26 protein-coding genes, 1 tRNA gene and 1 pseudogene are annotated in these 20,098 nt (G+C 33.7%); 5 read left to right on the forward strand and 23 right to left on the reverse strand.

Features of this window, described 5'->3' with window-relative positions; genetic code table 11:
- Window positions 1-13: 13 nt before the first annotated feature.
- The 18 genes from DF216_RS02315 to DF216_RS02400 form a co-directional block, all read right to left on the reverse strand.
- On the reverse strand, window positions 14-2,521 hold the full coding sequence (locus DF216_RS02315; protein ID WP_129325832.1) for an ATP-binding protein: 2,508 nt from the start codon (window positions 2,519-2,521) through the stop codon (window positions 14-16).
- A complete protein-coding gene (locus tag DF216_RS02320) occupies window positions 2,505-2,897 on the reverse strand; it encodes a TcpE family conjugal transfer membrane protein (protein WP_129325833.1) in 393 nt (130 codons plus the stop codon). The genes DF216_RS02315 and DF216_RS02320 overlap by 17 nt, the downstream gene beginning before the upstream one ends.
- 4 nt (window positions 2,898-2,901) lie before the next feature.
- Entirely contained in the window at window positions 2,902-3,120 is a 219-nt protein-coding gene (locus DF216_RS02325) for a TcpD family membrane protein (protein WP_129325834.1), read from the reverse strand.
- 14 nt (window positions 3,121-3,134) lie between these two features.
- Window positions 3,135-4,091, reverse strand: a complete 957-nt coding sequence (locus DF216_RS02330; protein ID WP_129325835.1) for a conjugal transfer protein — start codon at window positions 4,089-4,091, stop codon at window positions 3,135-3,137.
- A gap of 57 nt (window positions 4,092-4,148) precedes the next feature.
- Window positions 4,149-4,622 carry a hypothetical protein gene (locus DF216_RS02335; RefSeq protein ID WP_129325836.1) on the reverse strand — a complete coding sequence of 158 codons (474 nt, stop codon included), beginning with the start codon at window positions 4,620-4,622 and terminating at the stop codon, window positions 4,149-4,151.
- Window positions 4,619-5,092, reverse strand: a complete 474-nt coding sequence (locus tag DF216_RS02340; protein ID WP_129325837.1) for an antirestriction protein ArdA — start codon at window positions 5,090-5,092, stop codon at window positions 4,619-4,621. Before DF216_RS02340 ends, DF216_RS02335 begins: the two co-directional genes overlap by 4 nt.
- A 17-nt stretch (window positions 5,093-5,109) precedes the next feature.
- Complete coding sequence (locus tag DF216_RS02345; protein WP_129325838.1) at window positions 5,110-5,322, reverse strand: hypothetical protein; 213 nt, start codon at window positions 5,320-5,322, stop codon at window positions 5,110-5,112.
- A gap of 19 nt (window positions 5,323-5,341) precedes the next feature.
- A complete protein-coding gene (locus DF216_RS02350) occupies window positions 5,342-5,710 on the reverse strand; it encodes a hypothetical protein (RefSeq protein ID WP_129325839.1) in 369 nt (122 codons plus the stop codon).
- A gap of 54 nt (window positions 5,711-5,764) precedes the next feature.
- Entirely contained in the window at window positions 5,765-6,037 is a 273-nt protein-coding gene (locus tag DF216_RS02355; RefSeq protein ID WP_129325840.1) for a hypothetical protein, read from the reverse strand.
- Between the two features lie 71 nt (window positions 6,038-6,108).
- Window positions 6,109-7,365, reverse strand: a complete 1,257-nt coding sequence (gene dcm / locus DF216_RS02360) for a DNA (cytosine-5-)-methyltransferase (protein WP_129325865.1) — start codon at window positions 7,363-7,365, stop codon at window positions 6,109-6,111.
- A 563-nt stretch (window positions 7,366-7,928) separates the two neighbouring features.
- On the reverse strand, window positions 7,929-8,249 hold the full coding sequence (locus DF216_RS02365) for a hypothetical protein (protein ID WP_129325841.1): 321 nt from the start codon (window positions 8,247-8,249) through the stop codon (window positions 7,929-7,931).
- Window positions 8,246-9,475, reverse strand: a complete 1,230-nt coding sequence (locus tag DF216_RS02370) for a replication initiation factor domain-containing protein (RefSeq protein ID WP_129325842.1) — start codon at window positions 9,473-9,475, stop codon at window positions 8,246-8,248. Before DF216_RS02370 ends, DF216_RS02365 begins: the two co-directional genes overlap by 4 nt.
- Window positions 9,476-9,756: 281 nt before the next feature.
- Window positions 9,757-11,505: an FtsK/SpoIIIE domain-containing protein gene (locus DF216_RS02375; protein WP_129325843.1), complete on the reverse strand. Its 1,749-nt coding sequence runs from the start codon at window positions 11,503-11,505 to the stop codon at window positions 9,757-9,759.
- A 19-nt stretch (window positions 11,506-11,524) separates the two neighbouring features.
- Window positions 11,525-11,983, reverse strand: a complete 459-nt coding sequence (locus DF216_RS02380) for a hypothetical protein (RefSeq protein WP_129325844.1) — start codon at window positions 11,981-11,983, stop codon at window positions 11,525-11,527.
- Entirely contained in the window at window positions 11,983-12,285 is a 303-nt protein-coding gene (locus DF216_RS02385) for a hypothetical protein (RefSeq protein WP_129325845.1), read from the reverse strand. The genes DF216_RS02380 and DF216_RS02385 overlap by 1 nt, the downstream gene beginning before the upstream one ends.
- 93 nt (window positions 12,286-12,378) lie before the next feature.
- Window positions 12,379-14,175 (reverse strand): LPXTG cell wall anchor domain-containing protein, encoded by a 1,797-nt coding sequence (locus DF216_RS02390; RefSeq protein WP_129325846.1) that lies wholly within the window; start codon window positions 14,173-14,175, stop codon window positions 12,379-12,381.
- Between the two features lie 149 nt (window positions 14,176-14,324).
- On the reverse strand, window positions 14,325-14,624 hold the full coding sequence (locus tag DF216_RS02395; protein WP_129325847.1) for a hypothetical protein: 300 nt from the start codon (window positions 14,622-14,624) through the stop codon (window positions 14,325-14,327).
- 6 nt (window positions 14,625-14,630) lie between these two features.
- Complete coding sequence (locus DF216_RS02400) at window positions 14,631-15,044, reverse strand: helix-turn-helix transcriptional regulator (RefSeq protein WP_129325848.1); 414 nt, start codon at window positions 15,042-15,044, stop codon at window positions 14,631-14,633.
- Window positions 15,045-16,460: 1,416 nt separating this feature from the next.
- Here DF216_RS02400 and DF216_RS02405 point away from each other — a divergent pair.
- Complete coding sequence (locus DF216_RS02405) at window positions 16,461-16,778, forward strand: hypothetical protein (RefSeq protein WP_129325849.1); 318 nt, start codon at window positions 16,461-16,463, stop codon at window positions 16,776-16,778.
- Here DF216_RS02405 and DF216_RS02410 read toward each other — a convergent pair.
- Window positions 16,750-16,986 (reverse strand): hypothetical protein, encoded by a 237-nt coding sequence (locus tag DF216_RS02410; protein WP_129325850.1) that lies wholly within the window; start codon window positions 16,984-16,986, stop codon window positions 16,750-16,752. The genes DF216_RS02405 and DF216_RS02410 overlap by 29 nt on opposite strands.
- A gap of 112 nt (window positions 16,987-17,098) precedes the next feature.
- On the opposite strand from DF216_RS02410, the gene DF216_RS02415 reads away from it, so the two are divergent.
- The 3 genes from DF216_RS02415 to DF216_RS02425 all read left to right on the forward strand — a co-directional run bounded on the left by DF216_RS02415 (window position 17,099) and on the right by DF216_RS02425 (window position 18,257).
- The gene (locus DF216_RS02415; RefSeq protein WP_129325851.1) at window positions 17,099-17,401 is read left to right on the forward strand and encodes a helix-turn-helix domain-containing protein; all 303 of its coding nucleotides are present in this window, start codon (window positions 17,099-17,101) and stop codon (window positions 17,399-17,401) included.
- 90 nt (window positions 17,402-17,491) lie between these two features.
- Entirely contained in the window at window positions 17,492-17,830 is a 339-nt protein-coding gene (locus tag DF216_RS02420) for a helix-turn-helix domain-containing protein (RefSeq protein WP_129325852.1), read from the forward strand.
- 1 nt (window position 17,831) lies between these two features.
- Entirely contained in the window at window positions 17,832-18,257 is a 426-nt protein-coding gene (locus DF216_RS02425) for an ImmA/IrrE family metallo-endopeptidase (protein ID WP_129325853.1), read from the forward strand.
- 107 nt (window positions 18,258-18,364) lie between these two features.
- Here DF216_RS02425 and DF216_RS02430 read toward each other — a convergent pair whose 3' ends face one another.
- The 4 genes from DF216_RS02430 to DF216_RS02445 form a co-directional block, all read right to left on the reverse strand.
- The gene (locus tag DF216_RS02430; protein ID WP_129325854.1) at window positions 18,365-18,841 is read right to left on the reverse strand and encodes a hypothetical protein; all 477 of its coding nucleotides are present in this window, start codon (window positions 18,839-18,841) and stop codon (window positions 18,365-18,367) included.
- Between the two features lie 56 nt (window positions 18,842-18,897).
- On the reverse strand, window positions 18,898-19,275 hold the full coding sequence (locus DF216_RS02435) for a type II toxin-antitoxin system HicB family antitoxin (RefSeq protein WP_000921490.1): 378 nt from the start codon (window positions 19,273-19,275) through the stop codon (window positions 18,898-18,900).
- Between the two features lie 40 nt (window positions 19,276-19,315).
- Window positions 19,316-19,504 (reverse strand): type II toxin-antitoxin system HicA family toxin, encoded by a 189-nt coding sequence (locus tag DF216_RS02440; protein ID WP_001131504.1) that lies wholly within the window; start codon window positions 19,502-19,504, stop codon window positions 19,316-19,318.
- A 272-nt stretch (window positions 19,505-19,776) separates the two neighbouring features.
- Window positions 19,777-19,849, reverse strand: a tRNA-Thr gene (locus tag DF216_RS02445).
- Between the two features lie 133 nt (window positions 19,850-19,982).
- Here DF216_RS02445 and DF216_RS02450 point away from each other — a divergent pair.
- Window positions 19,983-20,098, forward strand: a pseudogene (locus DF216_RS02450) (transposase); the annotation flags it as partial.

The following is a 20,098-nucleotide window of genomic DNA, read 5'->3' on the forward strand; positions in this document are numbered from 1 at the left end:
CTTTTCTCCTTTGCTAACCTGTAGACTTCAGATTCGTTGTGACCGTCGCATACAATGGAGTTATCGGATCATATATGGTACCATCCACTGTAATTCTTTCTCTTCGACCAAACACATCAGAGAAGATACATTGCCCCATTGTCTGATTTTCAACCCATGCCTTAGACAAATCATCTTCTTTGATTTTAAGATGTTCCAATATCGAAGAAGTTTCACTATCTTCTGAAAAAGCAAAGACTGTACCAAAACCAGTACCATCGTCTTCAGTTGAAACATCTTTTACAGACTGAGTTACCAACACTAAGAAATTATTAAACGAACGACCTGTACGCTTGATTCTCGCCAGCAATTGACGACCGCTAGGTGTCAATAAAATTTGCCAAGCCTCATCCACATACAACAAAGTTTCTTGTGTTCTATCTCTTTCTCCAAAATCAGCACAGAAGAAGGTTAAACCGTACATGACTGCAAGGCTTCGTAACTGAGTATCTGTCATATCCTCATACTTAGAAGTCTTAGGCATATCCAAGCCAGCAATTTCAAAAATCGTAATCTTATTGTCCGACTGCAAAGACTTGTTAGAGCCATCAGAGAAGCACAGTTTCAACAAAGTGTTTTCGCCCATTTTTGACAAATAACGACCAATTCTTGATACATCTTTGTCTTTTTCTTCTTCAAAAGTCTTAAACAGATGTAACATTCCAACCGTTTCTCCATTTTGTTTCCTATCCCAAATCTTATCAATATTTTCCAACAAGTAAGATTTCAATTTCTTAGAATCGTCTTTGTCTAAAACGGTAGAGATTAAGACCGAAGCAATTTCTGTCAACGTTGTCTTTTCATCAATATAAGCAAATGGATCCAGAACTCCAATATTTCTATCTTCCTTCATATCCAACGTTACAAAGTGAATAGATTTGATATACTCCTGAACTTCTTCATGAATATTTTGTTCTTCATACTCCTTCAAAATCTTCATATACTGACTTCGCATTTCAGCTTTAGGGTCAATATAAACCGACTTGATTTTTAAGAAACTATTCAACGTAAACAACAATTTTGTTAGAAACGATTTTCCATTTCCAGTTGCTCCAGTAATGGCAACATGAGGATTATTGGTAATCTTATCCTTAATCCCCATCTTGTTCGCCTGAAGCAAATTTGAAAAGACTAGACGATTACTTGCTTGTAAGGCTGCCATAAAGTCACCACCCCAACTCGCAATTTCATTGTCTATTCGTGCAATAGGAAAACCAACCTTGTTTCCCACCTCTTTCGTCACAAAAAACATATTCTGACAAAAACCTTCCAAAGAAGTATATTGCACATAACTTTCACGTTTTTTATCCAACAATTCTGTAAAGCGACCTTTGTAAAAAAGATACAATCTATCAGCATAGCCTCTTGCAAGAGAACCTCCTAAGTTAGCTATGAGCTTACTTAAAATATCATATCTTTCCTCAATCTCATCTTCATCATCACCAGTCACAACCAAGAAATGAAGAAATTCAACCATTTTTTCTTTACTTTCAACCTTTTCTTGATAATCAACCAACATTTGATGAGCTTCTAGCACTTCTAAACGTTGAATATCGCCATCTTCCTCAATTTCAGCAACCACATTCCCCAAATTTTTGCGTTTGTTTCTTGCTTTCTTTTTAGAAGAAGAGACACCCTTATCTGCTGAGAAGGCAACTTTATAGATACTTTCTACAGGAAAATCTAGCAACTGCAATTCTTCTTGTAGATGAATCGAAGATACATTTTTAGGATAGTCCACAATTGGAAAACAAGCGACCAAATTATCATCATCTTTATTCTCCAAACGCAACACTTTGTGATTCTCAAAATAAATATTTGTATCATCGATATTATCGATACAATTTTTAATTGCATCTACTTCTGTTTCCTTGTCATAAAATTGACCTCGTAAAAATTGTAAACGGGCTAAAAACTCCAGCTCCGTTTTTTCAACTTCACGAACCCTCAATTGATGCAAGGCACTTTTTAAAGCATTCTTTTTTAGTTGCCAATCCTCATACCAATTTAGAGGAGGGAGTTCACCCAGCCCCAACAACTTCAACGTTTCTTTTTTGTAGAAAGACATACTGTCTTTCAAAGTCGAAACTAGATCTGGACTGATATTGTTTGACTTCAATGGAACAGAGATATAATGCTTGTACTCAAACAGGAACTCTATCTCATCTTCAATCTTCTCTTGCAGGGTATCCATCATCAAGTTTGCTAAAGGCGCTGTACCGCTATCCTGGTCAATATCTTGGCGCAAGAGTTCAAAGCGCTCATACAAATCTATTGGAATAGGAATCGTATGCAATTCAAAATCACCATAAACAGATAGTTGACTAAAAGCTGAAAAAGCAGTTTGCTTAAACCGCTCACGCCCTCTCTTGTCTATCGTAACCAAAACCTCACTAGGAACTTCAAAGACTGCAAAAACACCACCATTTTTACGCAATATCAAACTGTCCGCAAAATCCCAGTAATTACTTGTAATTTCCACGATAAATCCTTTCTATTTTTACATATCGTTTACCTTTATTTATATAATACTTTTTGCCGTATCTTCCGTGATGCCAGAAATAAAAAATGTAATCACGAAGATAAATCACTATCGTTTTACCATCAATTTTATTATTAGTCAGAATTTTCCCCAATTGCCAGCCTAAAGCAGAACCAATAACTAAGCACCAACCCCACTCAAGAAAACCTACTGACATCAAGAGAAAAAAGAAAATCGGAGTAAAAAAGATAAAATATAACAAAGTGGACATCTCCACCGCAAAAGGTAAACTAAAATTATCCGATAATTCTTTTACAAATATAGGCTGGTCAAAACCACGCTTATACGAAAATAATTGTTTTTCTTCTTTTTCCATAGGCTTACTTGAAAACTTCTAAAAATTTATTAAATAAAATCGCAGGGGCTTTCAATACAGTTTCTGGACTTAACAAGAACCATAAAATTAGGGCACCCGTCAAAATAGCTACCAAAATTCCCCAAGTCTTTCCTTCTCGCCAAGCACGAATGGCTTTACTAAATACAAACAATCCAATCAAAGGAACACCCAACTTATCAACTAAATACTGGAAAAAACTCATTTATCTCATTCTCCTTAATTTTCTTTTGTTTTATCTTTCGCATAATCAAATGGAATCTGATGCTCCATTTTATCTACAAAATAACTATCTTTATCTTTCCTTAACTCGAAAGAAAAATTCTCACTATGACTTGTACCCAAAATATCAAAGGTAACTTGCACATAAGCTAGTGTCTTATCACTACCTTTTACAAAATAGGTATAATCAATGCTTTTAACAGTTGCTCCACCAATTGTTTTGATATTTTTTGAGATTAAGTCAAGATTCGATTGACTGCTTGTATAATTCTTGAAGAACAGTTCAATAAAAGCAACCAAATCTTTTCTGTCATTTTCACTCAGACCATCATTTGCCGTCAAAATCAGTTGTTTTTCTTTGTCAACCTCCTGACTCTTAAAATCTGTAACAGGAGCAAACCAAGGCAAACCATCAACATAATAGCGACCGTCTTTTTCAACGTATGGAATTGAAAACTCGATTGATACACGTTGAACCTTGTTATCAACCTTTGTATCATAAGTCACTGCATAAACTGCAACTCCATCTTTCGCCATCAGCAAACGACCACTCACAATAGACATATCTTGCTTGGCCTGTCCTTGGCTTTTAACACTAGGCGGTGTTCCATAGAATTCATTCAAACGCTTTGCGTTTTCTTCACTATCCTTCTCACCTGCCTTATATGTGAAATAATAGCTTACATAGCTATCCAAAAACTGCTCCAGTCGTCTATCAATTTCCTTATTATCTACTTTAGCAATCTGATTCTTTTCAAATTCCTTTACTTTAGATACATTCTTAATTGATAAAACTCCAGCAGCACCTACAAAGACCACAAAACCAATCAACAAAGAGCCAAAAATTAGATTCGCACTCTTTTGATTAATTTTCTTAGGAGTGTATACCTTCTTATCAGAAAGTTTCTTTAACCTTTCTTGATTTTTTTCTCTTTTTTTAAATTTTCTTATCATTTCAAATAGATTACCTCAATTTCTTCTTTACTACTTATTTTCTACTTCCTTCAAAAATCAAAGATTAACCTTTCTATAAAATCCTTGGGGAGTATTTAAAATTTCTCCTTGATCCACAAATCCCTGAAATGCTATTACCCAACTTCCAGTCTCACAGATATAATTGACAACAGATTGATAGTCCAATCCTTTTGTTACTTCAAAGAAAGTTTGCGCTTCATCTTTAGAACAAAATCTATAATATGTAGTCACAATTTGAGTTACAGGAACATAACGCTGCAACTGAAATTTCACAATATATTCATCACCATCATACAACTCCAATACCGCTTTCTTAAGCAAATAAACTTCGTCCAGCGACATGATTTTATCAACTTCCCAATCCGTAATACCACAAATAAAAAAACTATCTTTGTCAATTCCTCTTTCATTCATTCTTTCAAGAATCTGTTCTTGACTATGCTTCATAATATCTAACTCACAAAAATAATCGAAATTGCCTTCATTCAAAACCCTGATATTCGCTATCATTTTGATACAAAGTAACCTTTATCTACAAAGCTACCACTTTCTGATAAACGAACATCACGACCAAAACTTTCATAATTAAAATACCTTTCTAACGTTTCTCTTGATAAATCAAAACCAACTTCATCAACTAGATATCGACCTAATTCTCTATCAGTAGCGATATGAGGATATAATTTACAATCATCAAAATTTACATTTGCTAGGTATGATGGATCAGAACTTTCTGATTCGATAAATGATAGAACCAAATCTTCTTCAACATCTTCCACGTCTTCAGCAATACTATTCGCTAAATCCAAAGTTAAACGTTCACAATTCAAAGCAGGCAATTCTTCAATAGACTGAATAGTAAAAGCAATATCTTCTCTATCATATCCAAACTCTGAAGCGACATATTCTATATCAGCAGGTAAAGAAAATTGTTTTACTTTCTTTGACCGTGTATCCATAATTAAAGCTGTTAATTCCATTTCTTATCCTTTCTTAATCAACCTTCTACTTGTCTATTCAACTGTTCCAAATCAGCAACAGTAAACAAACCATATCCAATAAAACCTGAACCCTCATAATCAACAATTTCAATAGTTTCATCATAAGAACCAGTCAAACCAATATGAGATAACCTTCCAAAATATAAAGGCAGACCAAACCAAGCCTGCCTTCCATTCTTTGAATTCTTAATCAATACTTTTGAAGCCATATTCAACACCAGCCATTTTCTATTGCAAAAAGTACCAGCTATCGCCTTCGTGACCGAGAAACACATAGGAATCTCCTAAACGACTAGCAATTTCTTCTTCATGTTCTTCTACATAAGCTGACAAACGATCTTCATTGACTAACTGCTCATATTCTCCATGATTCAAAATACCAGCAAAATCAATCAATGCTTCCTGCGTATCAACTTCTGTAAATGAATTGATATACACATTGTCAGGATTGCAACCATCAAATTGACCAAACTCCACACCGTCAAAATGTTCATTTAAACGAGCAATAATCTTCTCAGGATAATCAAGCAACTTTTTCCCGAAACTATAATGATTACACACATAAGAAAATTTATCATAGACAACTTTAATACTCATTTTTTCTCCTTTCAAAAAAAAGGAAGCCAAACTTGACTTCCTTCACCATTTTAACTAAATTGAAGCACTGCGCTCCAAATTGCTTCCAATCGCAAAAGCACGATTTGCAACTTTATTGTATGCCTTATTCATATCATAATAACTCGCCAAATCGTTTTTAATACACTGAATTACTTGATAAGATAAAGTCAACTCTTCTTCATTCTTAAGAAGCCCATTCAACTCCCCTGCAAGTGACCAAGATTGCGAAAAATCTTTTTCCTTCAATTTTTTAGCAAGTTCATTCGACAATTCAATAACTTGTTTATCTTTTCCACTTAACGTCATTTTCCATACCTCATTTTTTTCTCTATATTTCGCATTTTCCAGCAACTAAGTAGGTGAACGTTTTTTTACTTTCATTTGTATTCCTCTAACTCAACTTTTCTAATAAAATAGCCAATTTCTTTTACTATATCAGTCACTAAAGCATTTCCCATAAAAAACATTCTCATTCTATCTTTAACTTTCTCAATCATACCATCAGAATTTCTCTTATATTCCGTCCAATTATCAGGAAAATCTTGCAACCTTTCTGCTTCAATAGGAGTTAAAAATCTATATCGATCTCCAACTTTAATCACATGAGAAGAACGATTCAAAGTTCCTTCTGAAGTAAGCATTGTCCTTGCTGGTAAATCTAAACTATCATATGGTGACATACCACCTTCTGAATAAATATATGAAAAACCATCTTTCGAAACTCGGTTAATTTTTTTCGCACTTCTCAAATAGTCAATTTTCTCCAACTTTCCAGAATCAGTTATATAATACTTTTCATCTACCACCCCCTTTTCAATCACATCACCTAAACTCAAATTTCTAAAATTATAATCTGGAATAGTATCAAATGAATAACATTTTCCACACCTCATAAAACCACTATTCCAAAAAACTCCAGTAAATAAATTTGAAATTTCAAAAATATCTTCTACCAATTCATAACTCACTTTCCTATTTTTTAACAATTCACTCTTAACAGGAAATTGAGTTGCAAATAAACCTTTTCTAAAAACATAATCCTCAAAGAAACTCTCTTCACCATCAAAACCTAAACCTCTTGAATAATCTGAATCATTCCTAAAGATAAAGAAAAAGATTCTTTTTCTTCTTTGCGCCCTTCCATAGTCAGCAGCATTGATAACTCTCCATTCCACAGAATATCCTAAATCATCAAATGCTTTTAACATAATTGCAAAATCTCTACCTCTTTGTTTTGAAGGTGACTTTAACAATCGATCTACATTCTCCAAAATCAAATACTTAGGACTGATAATCTTTGTCGCCCTAATTATTTCCCAAAATAAAACTCCTTTCTCTCCTTCAATACCTTTTTCATCTTTCTTACTTCTTGCAACAGAATAATCTTGACAAGGAAAGCCACCAACAATCAAATCAGCATTCATTTCCGAAAACATATCATCAGTAATATCCGATATACTAATATTTATATTTTCACTTTCAGAAAAATGATAATCATAAACTTCAAAAGCTTCTTGTGATTTTTTACCAGGATCCCATTGATTCGCCCACAAAGTTTTAAAGAAATCTTTATCAGCATTTTCCAAACCAAGCCTAAATCCCCCAACACCAGCAAACAATTCTAAAACTTTCAACATCTTTATCTCTTTTTACACCCATCTTTCTAAATGATATTTTTTAAACCAAAAATAATGCTACGAATAATGTAAAATATAAATCCTGCAATAATTAAATCAACAATAAAATCAATCTTTTTTTTGATTTTATATCTTCCAGTATTTTTCTAGTAAGTAAACTAGGTATAGATTTTTTCTTTTTATTCAAAAATTAAACCTCCTATAAAAAACAATATAAATAATAGAATCGAGATTTTTACATTCCCTATCAGGACATAAAAAAACAAAGATAACGCCAATCCTAAAATAGAGTTTAAAATCACATATCCTACAATTTTAACAATCGTCTTTACTATTCTTATCATGTTTTAACCCTTACATTTCTTTAAAATTCATCGCAAGTCATCAATAGTCATCGTAGCGCCTTTTTTCTTCTTCATCTAATTAAAAAAAACAATAACTACAAATAGTTCTATCAAAATTCATCCAACGACAACAGCCAAAAATTTCATCGATGCAAGGTTTCTCAAAAGTGCAGCCACATACATCACAAACCCCACCTTTTGATTTTACTGACATTTTTAAAACCACCTCTCTAAATGAAATCGTTCAATCAACTTTAAACATTCCTCTTCCATCTCTTCTTTACTCCTTCTTAGCAACCCAAACCACAATAGTTTTCTTTTTACATCAACCTCATTCGCTAAATACCTTTCATATTCTGCATTCAAGCGTTTCAGTTCATCCCAATCACATTTTCTCTTTGTTTGGTTGTACTTTTGTGATTGAAATTCAATATAGGCTTGATAATCTCTAGCAATCTTACTATCAATTACTCCATCATAAAAATTTCTGTCAGGAATCAAATAGACAATCTTTTCAATATCTTTATATTCAATCATGCAAGACTCCCTAACTGACTTTGAAGAAATTCTAGTTCTTTTCGTTGTCTTGGCGTAATTTCTCCTGAACTCATTATTTTTTTCATATTCTCTTGCATGAACAATCGATCAATCTCAGAAACATACACTAACGAATTAGAAACCCTCTCAACAAGCCATCTTATCGTTCTTTCTACAGAATAAGGCTCAGGACTAACTGAAAGTCTGATTGCTTCGTCATTTCCAAAAAGACTTTGCCACTTGCTATCATACATTCTAAAACCATGTTCATCAGTACCATCATAAATCTGAATCGCACCTTGAAATATCGACCTTGTCAACTCAGCAATCTCAGCACCTTCTAAAACTTCTATAATAAATGACCTTGCCTTGCCTTGCGAAAATCGAACCTCATACCGATTCCATATCCCAAACAACCTTACGCTATCTGATACGCTTATCCCTTCTTTCTTTGCTATCTCATATCTTTTTTCATAAAAGTTAAAATACATTTCAGACTGACGACTACCAAGATAAATTGACAAACCTTGCCTATTTTCTACTTCTAAGGGATTCTCAAAATCAAATCCACCTCCACCAACAAATGAAAAATTTCTTAGATATGGCGAAACAATTTCTTGATTATAATATCTAGTTACTAGAGATGATAAATCAAAGTTATCTTTTGAATCTTCCTGAACCATTTCATCAACTGCAATATCTATCCTAGTAACACTAAAATCATTTCCATAACGCTTCTGAATTTTTTCTATAAAATCAATCCAAGTTATATTTTCATTTTCAAGATAGACTTCTAACTGTCTGCAGCCTTGACCGCTTAATTGAACCGTGATTCTGTTTTTATCTTCTCCATTCTCACTGTACGAAGAATTAAATCCTAAAAACCAAATATCCCCATACCGATACAACAGCTCATATTTCATAAATGAGGTCGTTTCAGGTTTAGGCATTATATCAAATCCAAAAAATTCTTTCGCAACAAAATAAACATCAATTTCATTATGAAGTGTAAACCTGAAATAATCCACCATATATCTTGTAAGACTAGCATCACATCTTTTCAAACTAAATTGATTTTTTATTTCTAAAAAATCTGTTTTTTTCAAAGTTCTGTACCCATTCTCATAAGCCTTTAAAGTTGAAACAGGAATACCAGTCTTAATTGATAACTCTTTCCTAGTCATTTTTTGTTCTTTTCTAAACTCTTTTAACTCTCTTCCGTCCATTTCTCCTATAAAACTCCTTATTTTTACTAAAAGGGATACAAGAAATTGCAAAAAAGACACACCTTGAAGCCACGTGGCTGTAAGTGCGAAGTGCATTTTGTAACTCTTGTTACCCACCTATTAGAATAGGTGGGTTAATTAGTTGAATAGAGCCTACTAGTGACCGCTAGTGACCGCAGGCGCTCGTCGCTTCGCTTCCTCGCTTCTGCTACTAGCTACTAGTAGGCTCTATTCAACCAACTCTTATCTAAACAAAAAAAGAGGAGAATAATTCTCCTCAATCAATATTCTTCAAAAGGATAGTCTTCTAGTATTTCAGTCCACTTCTGAGTACTAGTTTTCTTTAACTCAAACAAATCTTTGACCAAGGCCATCTGTCTTTTATCTAAATACAAAAAACCATCTTCTCGACTAACAGTTATGACATCTTTTTCTTCCAATTTATTCAATAGATTTTGAACAGATGAAAAACTAACACCAATAGTCCTTGAGAAATCACTCGCCTTCACAAGATCACCAAGATTGTTTTCTCCCTTCTGTCGTTTACCAGCCATCAATTCCTGAACCAATTCAGGGCTAGCCTTCTTGACTTCCCCTTTTTGCATTTCCTCTTGCGCTTCCATTTCAGCTTGAAGATTTTCTTTTTCTTCTTCTGATAATTGAGCATCAGGATTTTCTAAAGGATTGAAAGGATTTTGTCGTCGCTCAATCTTCTCATATTCATCAGTAAAAGAGAATCCCTTTTCTAACAATGGAGAATAAAATTCTCTTGCGACTTCTCCATATACGCTAGCATACCCACGACCATAAACACGCTTACCGCCCAGGTACTTAACGTACTTAAATTCCTTATTCCTATTGACTTCTCCGAAGGCTAAATCATATCCAACCTCGTCCAATCGACCAACAGAAATTCGGAAATTGATATTCGCTTGTAATTTTGAGCCTAAATCTTCTCTTGAAGGCTTCTGCATAGCTATAACTGCAAAGCAGCCAGCTTGCCTTCCAAGTAGTAAGAATTGACCCATAGCATTATCCAAGCGCTGTCTCGTTTGAAAATCAAGCATAGCACACAAAGCATTGTATTCATCACAAACTAAGAAATAAGGTTCAAGACCATACTCATAGAATTTCTTCAAATCTTTATCGCCATTCTCTTCACGTTTTTGTCGCATATAAGCATAGCGAGCAAACATGATACCAACAGCCCTTTCAATCATTTCAACAATCTCATCCACCTGATAAGAAACACGACCCTCAAAAGCTTTCTGTTCTGCCATAGTCACAAAATCTGCTTGTTTTGGATCACAAATATCCACCACTCCAACTTTAGCCATAGCACGAATCAATATTCTTAGTAATACTGTTTTACCACCACCAGTACCACCACAAACAAGTAAATGAGGATCATCAATAGGATTCCAATAAAGATTCTTCATCAGTTGAATACCCTTATCAGAATACTCCACATCAGTTACCTTGATACGATTCAAGAAAGCAGAATAAGCCATCTTATAGGTTTTAAACTTAATATCGTCCTGAACTTCCATAAAGTCCATGAAAAAAGTAGTTTCTAAATCACTACCAATCTTCTTGAACTTATCCTGAAACTTATTCCCAGCCATTTTAAAGGCAATTTCCAAATCATACCGATTCTGCTTCATATAAACAACAGGAAATACAATTTTATCTCTAGTTCCTGAATTAGTCTTAATCTTTTTAATATATGTATATCCATTTTCCTTTAAAAAGTAAGCTAATTTAGAAAGTCTTTCTAGGACTTGAAAGAAAAAAACTCTTTCTTGTGATAACCAAGTCAGATAAACACTTACAGTAATTATCAAAATCAGCATAACTAGTGAAACAACAATAGAGAAAATATCTACATTCTTGATTTTCTCAAAATTGGAATAGACAAAAAAAGCTAGTATAGGACTAAACAACAAAAAGAAAAAAGAAAAGATATAGTACCTTAGATTCACCATATAAGGTTTAATCTTGATTCCACGATACGCAGGAAGTAAACTCATATCCTCTCTCCTTTAAAAATTATCCCTTGTGTTCCTGATGCTGTTCTTGCTTCTGATTTTGTTTAGATTGACCACCTACTCTTTTGAGTTTATCAACTACAAAAACAAAACGATGTTTGTTAGGCTCAACTTGATTACGGTCAGCCTTACGCATACCATGATAAGCAATGAGTAAAGTATCAAAATCAATGGCTTCCTGATAGCCAAGATTCAAAGCATCAATTTCTTCTGCTGACTGTTCAGTTACCTTCAAGAATACAGTATCTTCTTGTCCTTCTGAATAGACAAGCACTTCAACTCCATCATAATCACCTTCACCAGTTTCAAGATCAACATTCACAAATTGAGCACCTTCGTTTTTAATGAATTTACAAGTCCCCAAGACCCCTTTGGGGTCCAGCAACAAATCATTCAAGATACGATACTTTTTCGAAAAAATTTCTACACGATTCCCAAGTTCAAGTCCATTTTTAGCCATTATTTATTACCTCCTACACGTTTAAGTCCTTTGGCCAATACATTAGTTGAAGCAGAAAAATTTGTACCTTCAACATAATCTTCCATAAAGATAGGCTCAATCGCTTCAACTTCTTCATTCGGTTTGTAAACGGTCATATCCTTTGGAGTAATAATAGAAAACATACCATGTTTTGCATTCATTACAATATGACGTGTCCCATCAAATGGCTTACCCTCAATAATCGCTGGAGCTTTTTCAGAACGAACATAATTCGCTTTCCCAATTGCTTCAGGATTAAACTTAAATTTTTCAATTTTCATTTTTTCATTTTCCTTTTCTATTTACATTTTTTTCAAATACAAAAAGGTGGTAATCCTGTTACTCTACCACCTTTTACAAAACACTAAACTATTTTATTCTGCTTCTTTCTTACGCTTCACACCTACTAAACCTAGCATTGATAAAATACCAGTACCAACATAACCAAGCATACTAGAAGCTGTTCCAGTATTCGGAAGCGTTGGTTTGTTAGGTTCTTGTGGTTTTGGAGGTTCTGGCGTTTTAGGAGTTTCTGGTGTTTCAGGAGGTGTTACAGGTTTTTCCTTAACGTAAGCCTTATGGTACTCAACTTCCACTTGTTTTTCTTTAGGAACAGGCACATAAGGCTTAATTGAAATCATAGGTTTTGGAGTGTATTTTGGTTCTTTGTATTCTTCGATAGAGATTGGTTTTTCTTTTACTTCTTTTTGAGAAGCACGTCCGAATACACCACCAACGATAGAGTACGAATCGTCACGAGTGTTTGAGTGAATGAAAGTAAAGTTGATCTTTTGACCTTTAGCAAATGACCAACCAATACCGTTAGAATCTAAGACACCTGATGTAGATTGTGATTGAGCAGAATCATTAGCCGTGAATGAATTTCCACTTTGAGTAATATTAGCACCAGTAGTAATTTTCGCTCCGTCCAAGCTAGAAACATCAATAACTTGGTTGGAATCTACGTCATTGATAGTCACTTCACTCACATCGCTAGCATCTGTTTCCACTCCAACAGTGACCATTTTAACCCAGCCCTGTCGATCACTACGATAAGCGCCAGAAGCGCCACCGCCACCTTGACCGTCAACGCCACCGCCACCGTTGGCGGCACCAGCACCCGCAGAGATAAAGACACCATAACCGATACCACCATCTTCAGAAGCCCAAAGAGCTACATAACTACGAATGAACCCTGACTCCGCTGATGGAGTAATACCACTGAATGTTAAAGTAACATCACCATGAGATGTGTTTTTTACCTTGATTTTAGCTGTACCACTCTTATCATCAAGCAAAAATACGTTATTAAAGTTTGCATCTAGATTAGTATTCCGTGCATACCCTTGAATAACGTTTGCTGTATAGTCTGGAGCAACAGCTTTAGAAGCACCTGAGATAGCTTCAAATGTGGTGCTTGACGTTGCAGTTAAACCAGTCTGAATAGTTGAAATAACTTTACCTGCATTCGCTTTATTCCATTCATCAACAGCTTTCTTGTCATGAGCAAAATTTCCTGTGAACTTCAAGCCTTTAGCTTCCATAATTGCTTTGTTTTTAGCCTTAATTGCTTCAACTGCCAATTTATCTTTCTTAAACTTAGCTTCATTCACTTCGTTTTCTTTTTTAGCACCTGCGTTGTAGCCTTCAACAGATTTCTTATCCTTTGGATAATCACCAGTATATTTCAGGCCAGCTTTTTCCATAGCAGATTTATTTCCGGCTTGGATTTCCTTGTTTTGACCTTTAGCTGTTTCAATTTCCTTGATATTCAGCTCTTTTTCAGCAATCTTCTTGTCAATTTCAGCAACTTGCGCTTTTTCATCAGCTTTAGCTTGTTCCTCGGTATCGTAACCGACTCTCTCAGTTTCAGTCGTTTTAATACCAAGTTCTTGCGCTTTTTTTACAGCAGAATCAAGATCAGGAGATGCAACAGGTTTTACTGTTTCTTCTGCTTTAGTTTCTGGTTTTTGAGTTTCTTGTTTTACAACTTCAGTAGCTGATTTTGCAACTTGTGTAGTCGCAGGTAATGATGGTTTCACTTCGTCAGCAGATGCATTTCCTTGAGTAAAAATAGCCATCATAGCAAAGGCAAGGATAACTCCACAAACACCTGCCTTTTTCGTTTTACGGATTGAACCAAAAGCCTTATATTCATTAGATTTAAACATTAATTTTTTCTCCTTTTTTCTTTTTTTTATTTTAAATAATGTTTTTTCTTTTTCGATCTCATTCATTAGATGGTGAACGTGACCTTTCACAAACAACCAAAACCATTTCTTCTCCTTTCAAAAATAAAAAAGCCAGTAAAACTGACTCCTTAATCCTCAATAATCACTCCATCTTCTAAAAAACGATGATACGTTTTTTCAATTTTCGATTCAATCTTACTACAATAACTACGAGTAACTTGACCAACAGCATACAAACGATTATACAAATCTTCACAACATTTTTTTGAAGAGACATAAACATCAGCACCATTTTTTACATGAGCATAGATTTTCAAATTCCAACAAAATCGTCTATAAATTCTATTGTATTCTCCCAAAATCCATTCTTCAGAATACGTCTTTACATCTCTTTCTCCTTTCAAAAGAACATCTTTGATTTTACTCACCTCTCCCTAACCAATCTTTTCAATTAACTCACGTAGAAATTGTTTTACTTCAGATTTTCGTGCATACTTCGTCCTATCATTTCCTATAAAACGAATCATTTCATCATAAGGTTTACCCTCAGTCATCATAACAATCAAGCCATGAGAAAATTGATGATGACAACCCAAATTATCCAAATCCTTAGTTGAAACAACATCATCCCGATCAACACTAAAGTTTTCTTCAACATTGATAAAATCATCAACCTTACAGTTATACAAGTAAGCTAATTTATACAACTTATCAAGACTAGGTTCACGTTCTCCACTTTCATATCGAGCATACGCTTTCGGTTGAATCTCTAAATACTTCGCTAAGTCCTCTTTCGACTTATTATACATTTCACGATACAAACGAAGAGCCATTGATACATTCAACATAAATCCTTTTCCTTTCTACTTCCATGTGATAATCAAAAAGAAAACCACAAACAATACAAATACAAACAAAATTACTGGATAAATAAATATCCAGTAAATCAAAAATAGCAACAAAATAAGCATAGACAATAGCATTCCAACTCTTACTAAGTAGATCCAAATATCCATCTTTCCTCTTTTCTATTCTCTACTCATATTGTTAGTTTACATAAAAGAATACTTCTTATATTCCCTTGTGAAAACTAACAATACTTTCAATCTTTATCAGGACAAAACCCGTTTTATAAAAATCTAGTTATTGTTAATTTTTGCAAAAATAAAAAGGCTTTGAAATAAGCCTTTTTACGTTTTTTTAATAGAATATAGCAATATAAAAATGTATGCTCCTATCTTCGCATACTTTCAGCTTCTCAGCCTACTACCTTCGCCAAGATCACGAATTTAAGGATAACTCAATATCCCCTCTTTCTTACCCAAAGGCATTAGCAAGTTTTTACTCTCACACACCGACCATACAACACATAGACCTCACTATCTCACTCTAGCTACCTTCTAAGAAGTATCATTGACTGTACCACAGCCGTCAGTTCCCTTTTCTTATCTCCTGAGGCGAAAGGACGAAACACCCAACATGAACTTTACAAACTCTAAACTCCTTGCCAACTCCATTTACTTCTGGTATAATGATACCAATTCAACAAAAAACAAAATATCGTAAACAGCTTAGTAAGATGGAAACACACTTTGCTGGATTTTTGTTTTCAAAAAACTTTATCCAGATATGACAACCTCTTGCACATTTTTTGAAATTGTACGTTATCCCTGCTTTCCGTAGTCTTACTAGAAAAGTCAGCAAAGAGTTTAGAATCTATAAAGTTTTGTAGATACATTTCATGGAATCTAGTTGGTAGATGCGGCTGAGTTTAAGAAAGTTAAAATAAAGGTCACACCTAAGCACGTAAAAGACCATTATCAATTTACTGAGGAAGAGTTTGAAAAGTTTATCAAACTTTCTAAACAAATTGATGAAACAACTAAACTCCATGAAATATATCTACAATCAAGCAACTCTTGACATTTTTCCAAAAATCACGTATAATTAAATTGCTAAATTTTTATATTCGTGTTTGGTCAGTGTCTATCATTGCCTGACACGTTTTTTTATTTAATTTTCAAAGACCAATAACTACTATCGTTAGTTAGAGAAATAACTTATACCTGTTATCACTTTTAAAAGAAACTACTCAATCACTTACTTGAAACAAAACTCATAATTGCAAACTATTGATTATTCTTCTTTAAAGTTTTAGATACAGATAAGTTTCACTCTAGCTAGTTTTAATAGCTCTAGCAGTACAACCAACTCACACTTGATTGTACTAAAGAACCATTAAATTAAATAAAGGAATCTATATTATGCCTTACACCGAAAACGAAATTAACGCAAAACTCAATTTTTTAATTGAACCCGAATTCAAGAAAGCTGAAAGATTTGAACAAAAACCGAATCGAACCATTGCTCACGGAACAATCGAAGAGTTATTTGGTGAATTTGAGGAAACTGACTTCTTCAAATCATTTCCATATGCTACCGAAGAATTCGATAAAAAATACCAAGAATTTAAAAATAATTATCTTAGACTTCTTATCGACACTCTAGGAACACCTGATTTCTTCGGAGTTAAAGAATTATTTTTCCGTGACCTTACTCTTCTTTTGGAAGAGTTTCAATAACTTCATTAAGTAAACTCTTAGAAATACTGGACAGCTTTTCAGAATACTCTTTATAAGCCTGTCTTAGTTCTTCCAAAACTTCTGCACTAAAACGTTTTAAAAGATCCTCCTCCTTCATTCCATATCGAAGGTTTAGAACATATGGAAAGTCACGCTCTGCTTCTTTCTCTATTTCTACCACTAATAATGCCACATCTGAACGTTTCATTTTTTCTTCTCCTCATTTATTTTATGAAAGGTATTGACTTAACAGCTTTTAATCTGTATTATTATAATACAACTTTTTATCTGTTTTGTCAACAGGTTTTTTAAACTTTTTTATGTTTTCTAAAAATTTAAAAGATTTAAGATTGAAAGCCAATCTTACTCAAGTACAAATTGCTCAAGAGTTGGATATTACTCAACAATCCTATCAAAAATGGGAAAGCGGTAAAAGCAAACCAACTCTTAGCACCCTTGAAATGTTTTCTGATTTCTTTGGTGTTTCTATCGAAGAACTTCTATCTGACGGAACGGTTCGTATCGAATCAATCCTCAACGCTGATAAAATCTCTTACAAGAACCAACTACTCTCAGATGAAACCGTTGATTTAATTAAGAAAACTATAAAAGATACCCTCTAAAACATTATATCTCATTGAGATAATTATGTTATATCTCATTGAGATGTTATTGTCAACACTTTTTTAAAAATTTTGAAAGGTTATTATTAAATGTTACCTGAAAGACTTAAAAACCTACGAAAAAAAGCTGGACTAACACAAAAACAAATAGCTGAAAAATTGCAAGTAGGACAAAACTCATATTCAAATTGGGAAAAAGGAAATAGAACACCTATTCAACCTACAATAGAAAAATTAGCTGAAATTTTGAATACTTCTTCTGAATACTTGACAGGAATTACTGATGATCCAACTTGCTTAAAAGTTTCTGAAGCAGACATTGACACAGCCATTGATAACTCAGTCGCCTATAATGGTATACCCATAAAAGATAACGACAGAATGATTATCAAAGACTTCCTAAAAGAATACTTTGCAAACAAGAAATAGTATGGAACTAAGAAAAGTCATAGAAGAAATCGAAGCCCTAAATTGCAAGGTCGTCTTGTTAGACCATTTAGAAACAAAAGGTCGTTATCTTTTTATAAATAATCAACACTTCATCTTTCTACGTTCTGATACTACAGATATAGAAAAAATCAATATCCTACTACACGAAAAACACCATTTACTGAATGATGATTCCCATAACTCACTTGCTCATATCGATACCTTCTCACAACGCATCGAAAACAGAGCTGAAAAGGGGAGAATTCTTGATTTTATGAGCCTAATCAACAGCGAGTATCCGATAGATGAACATTTCAACTACCATGACTATCTCAAAAATGCAGGTATACCAAGTTCCTACGAAGTGTACGTGAAAGAAATAGCCACCAAATTTTTCAAAGAAAACAAAAAAAATAACATTATCTAAGATAGTGTTATTTTTTCTATTTACGAACAAATTTCAAATACCTGGTTCCCCATTTTGACCTAAAAAACGAATTAAATATCCAGGAACATTTGATTTTCCTTCGCTTTTTACTTAACAATTTTTATTCTTTGAGACAATACTATTTCACCATTCAATTTCAAATTCAACTCTTTCTTACGGACATAAAAATAAACTTCATACAACTCGTAATCATTCAATCGAACTTCCTTTACAACTCCAAATTTCTTCCCTTCTTGACAAATTTTTTCATAATAATCATCAAAAAATTGCTTAAACAAAGCCCTAAATTTTGCTTTTTCAGCTGTAGTAGCAGGTTTTTCAAATGTAATTTCATATAAACGAGCATAACCATAAGATTTAGAGTTTTGAATTTCGGAAGTTGAAATTTTAGAAGTAGAATCACTAGAAGTATAATCTCCAGCTTCCGTTTCACTAACAATCCAATAAAATATCAGCCCTCCTATTATCGCAAATATCAAAATCCACCAAAAATAAGCAATAAAAAAATTAATCACTGTCCATACTATAAAAATAAACAATAAAAATAAAAATAAATAATACATAACATCTCCCCTACTTAAATTGCAATTTCTAATTATTCAACAAACATTCTTTAAAATCAAACTTGCAACTTCTTCTCTAACGCTTGCGCCAACACTTCTGAATAGTTAATTTTCTCTCGATCAGCAAGACGAACTAACCATTCAGGAACGGTCACGTTTTTCCTAATTGCCTTATTACTTCTCACAAAGGGCGCAGGATCGACTTGAATCATTGATACAAAACCATCTGAAACCTCAATCTTTAAAATATCACTTGGAGTAGGCAGCGCCATCCCTTCATCGATATAAGAAGCTAAAACATTTTCAAGCATTTCACGAGCATTTTTCATCGCTTCTTCGATATTTTTTCCTTCTGTACCACCACCAAATTCTGGGAATTCTACCCAATATCCTGTTCCTTCTTTATGAAAAATAGCTGGATACGTTTTTAACATTCTACTACCTCCTATATGAAAAGACTTAGGAATGTAAGACTTACAATCCTAAATCTTTGAGAATCTTTCTTTCCAATCCTCTTCCTAAATCTTCATTTCCATGAACTGGAATCGTAACAAGATAAGAAAAACCCTCTTTCTTAAAATGATGATGACTTCCTCTTTGACGAACTTCAACCCATCCATTCTCAAGAGCTAGTTTCACCATTTCTTTACCTGTAAGTGGCATATATAGTCGTTACCTCCTTACACTTATTATTATACACATTATGCGTATATTTGTCAAGCTAAAATAGACCACTTTTGTCCAATAACTACAAAATAAAATAGACCAGCTTCCTGATCCACTTTATTCTATATTCATTGACTATTGGTCAAATTTTGGTCACACTTTGGTCAAAGATTCCAAAAATACTAACCTATTTTTAAAAACTAAATTGTGATGATTGCCTATTAACAAACACTTTAAATATTCTTTATCTTTCTTTTCTATTCTCAAAATGCCGATTGCAGGGATCGAACCTGTGACCTACGCGTTACGAGTGCGTTGCTCTACCAACTGAGCTAAATCGGCGATTACTCTTTTAGTATAGCACTCTGAAAATAGATGTCAAGAGATTTTCATCACTATTAGAAAAAGCCTGTCCGGAAATGAACTGCACTCCAAAAGTTAGACAGAAAAAATCTAACTTTTGGGGTGTTTTATTATGAAATTGAGTTATGAGGATAAAGTTCAGATCTATGAACTTAGAAAACAAGGATATAGCTTAGAGCAACTTTCAAATAAGTTTGGGATAAACAATTCTAATCTTAGGTACATGAT

Source organism: Streptococcus oralis, assembly GCF_004127215.1.
In the GTDB taxonomy this organism is placed as follows: Bacteria; Bacillota; Bacilli; order Lactobacillales; family Streptococcaceae; genus Streptococcus; species Streptococcus oralis_BD.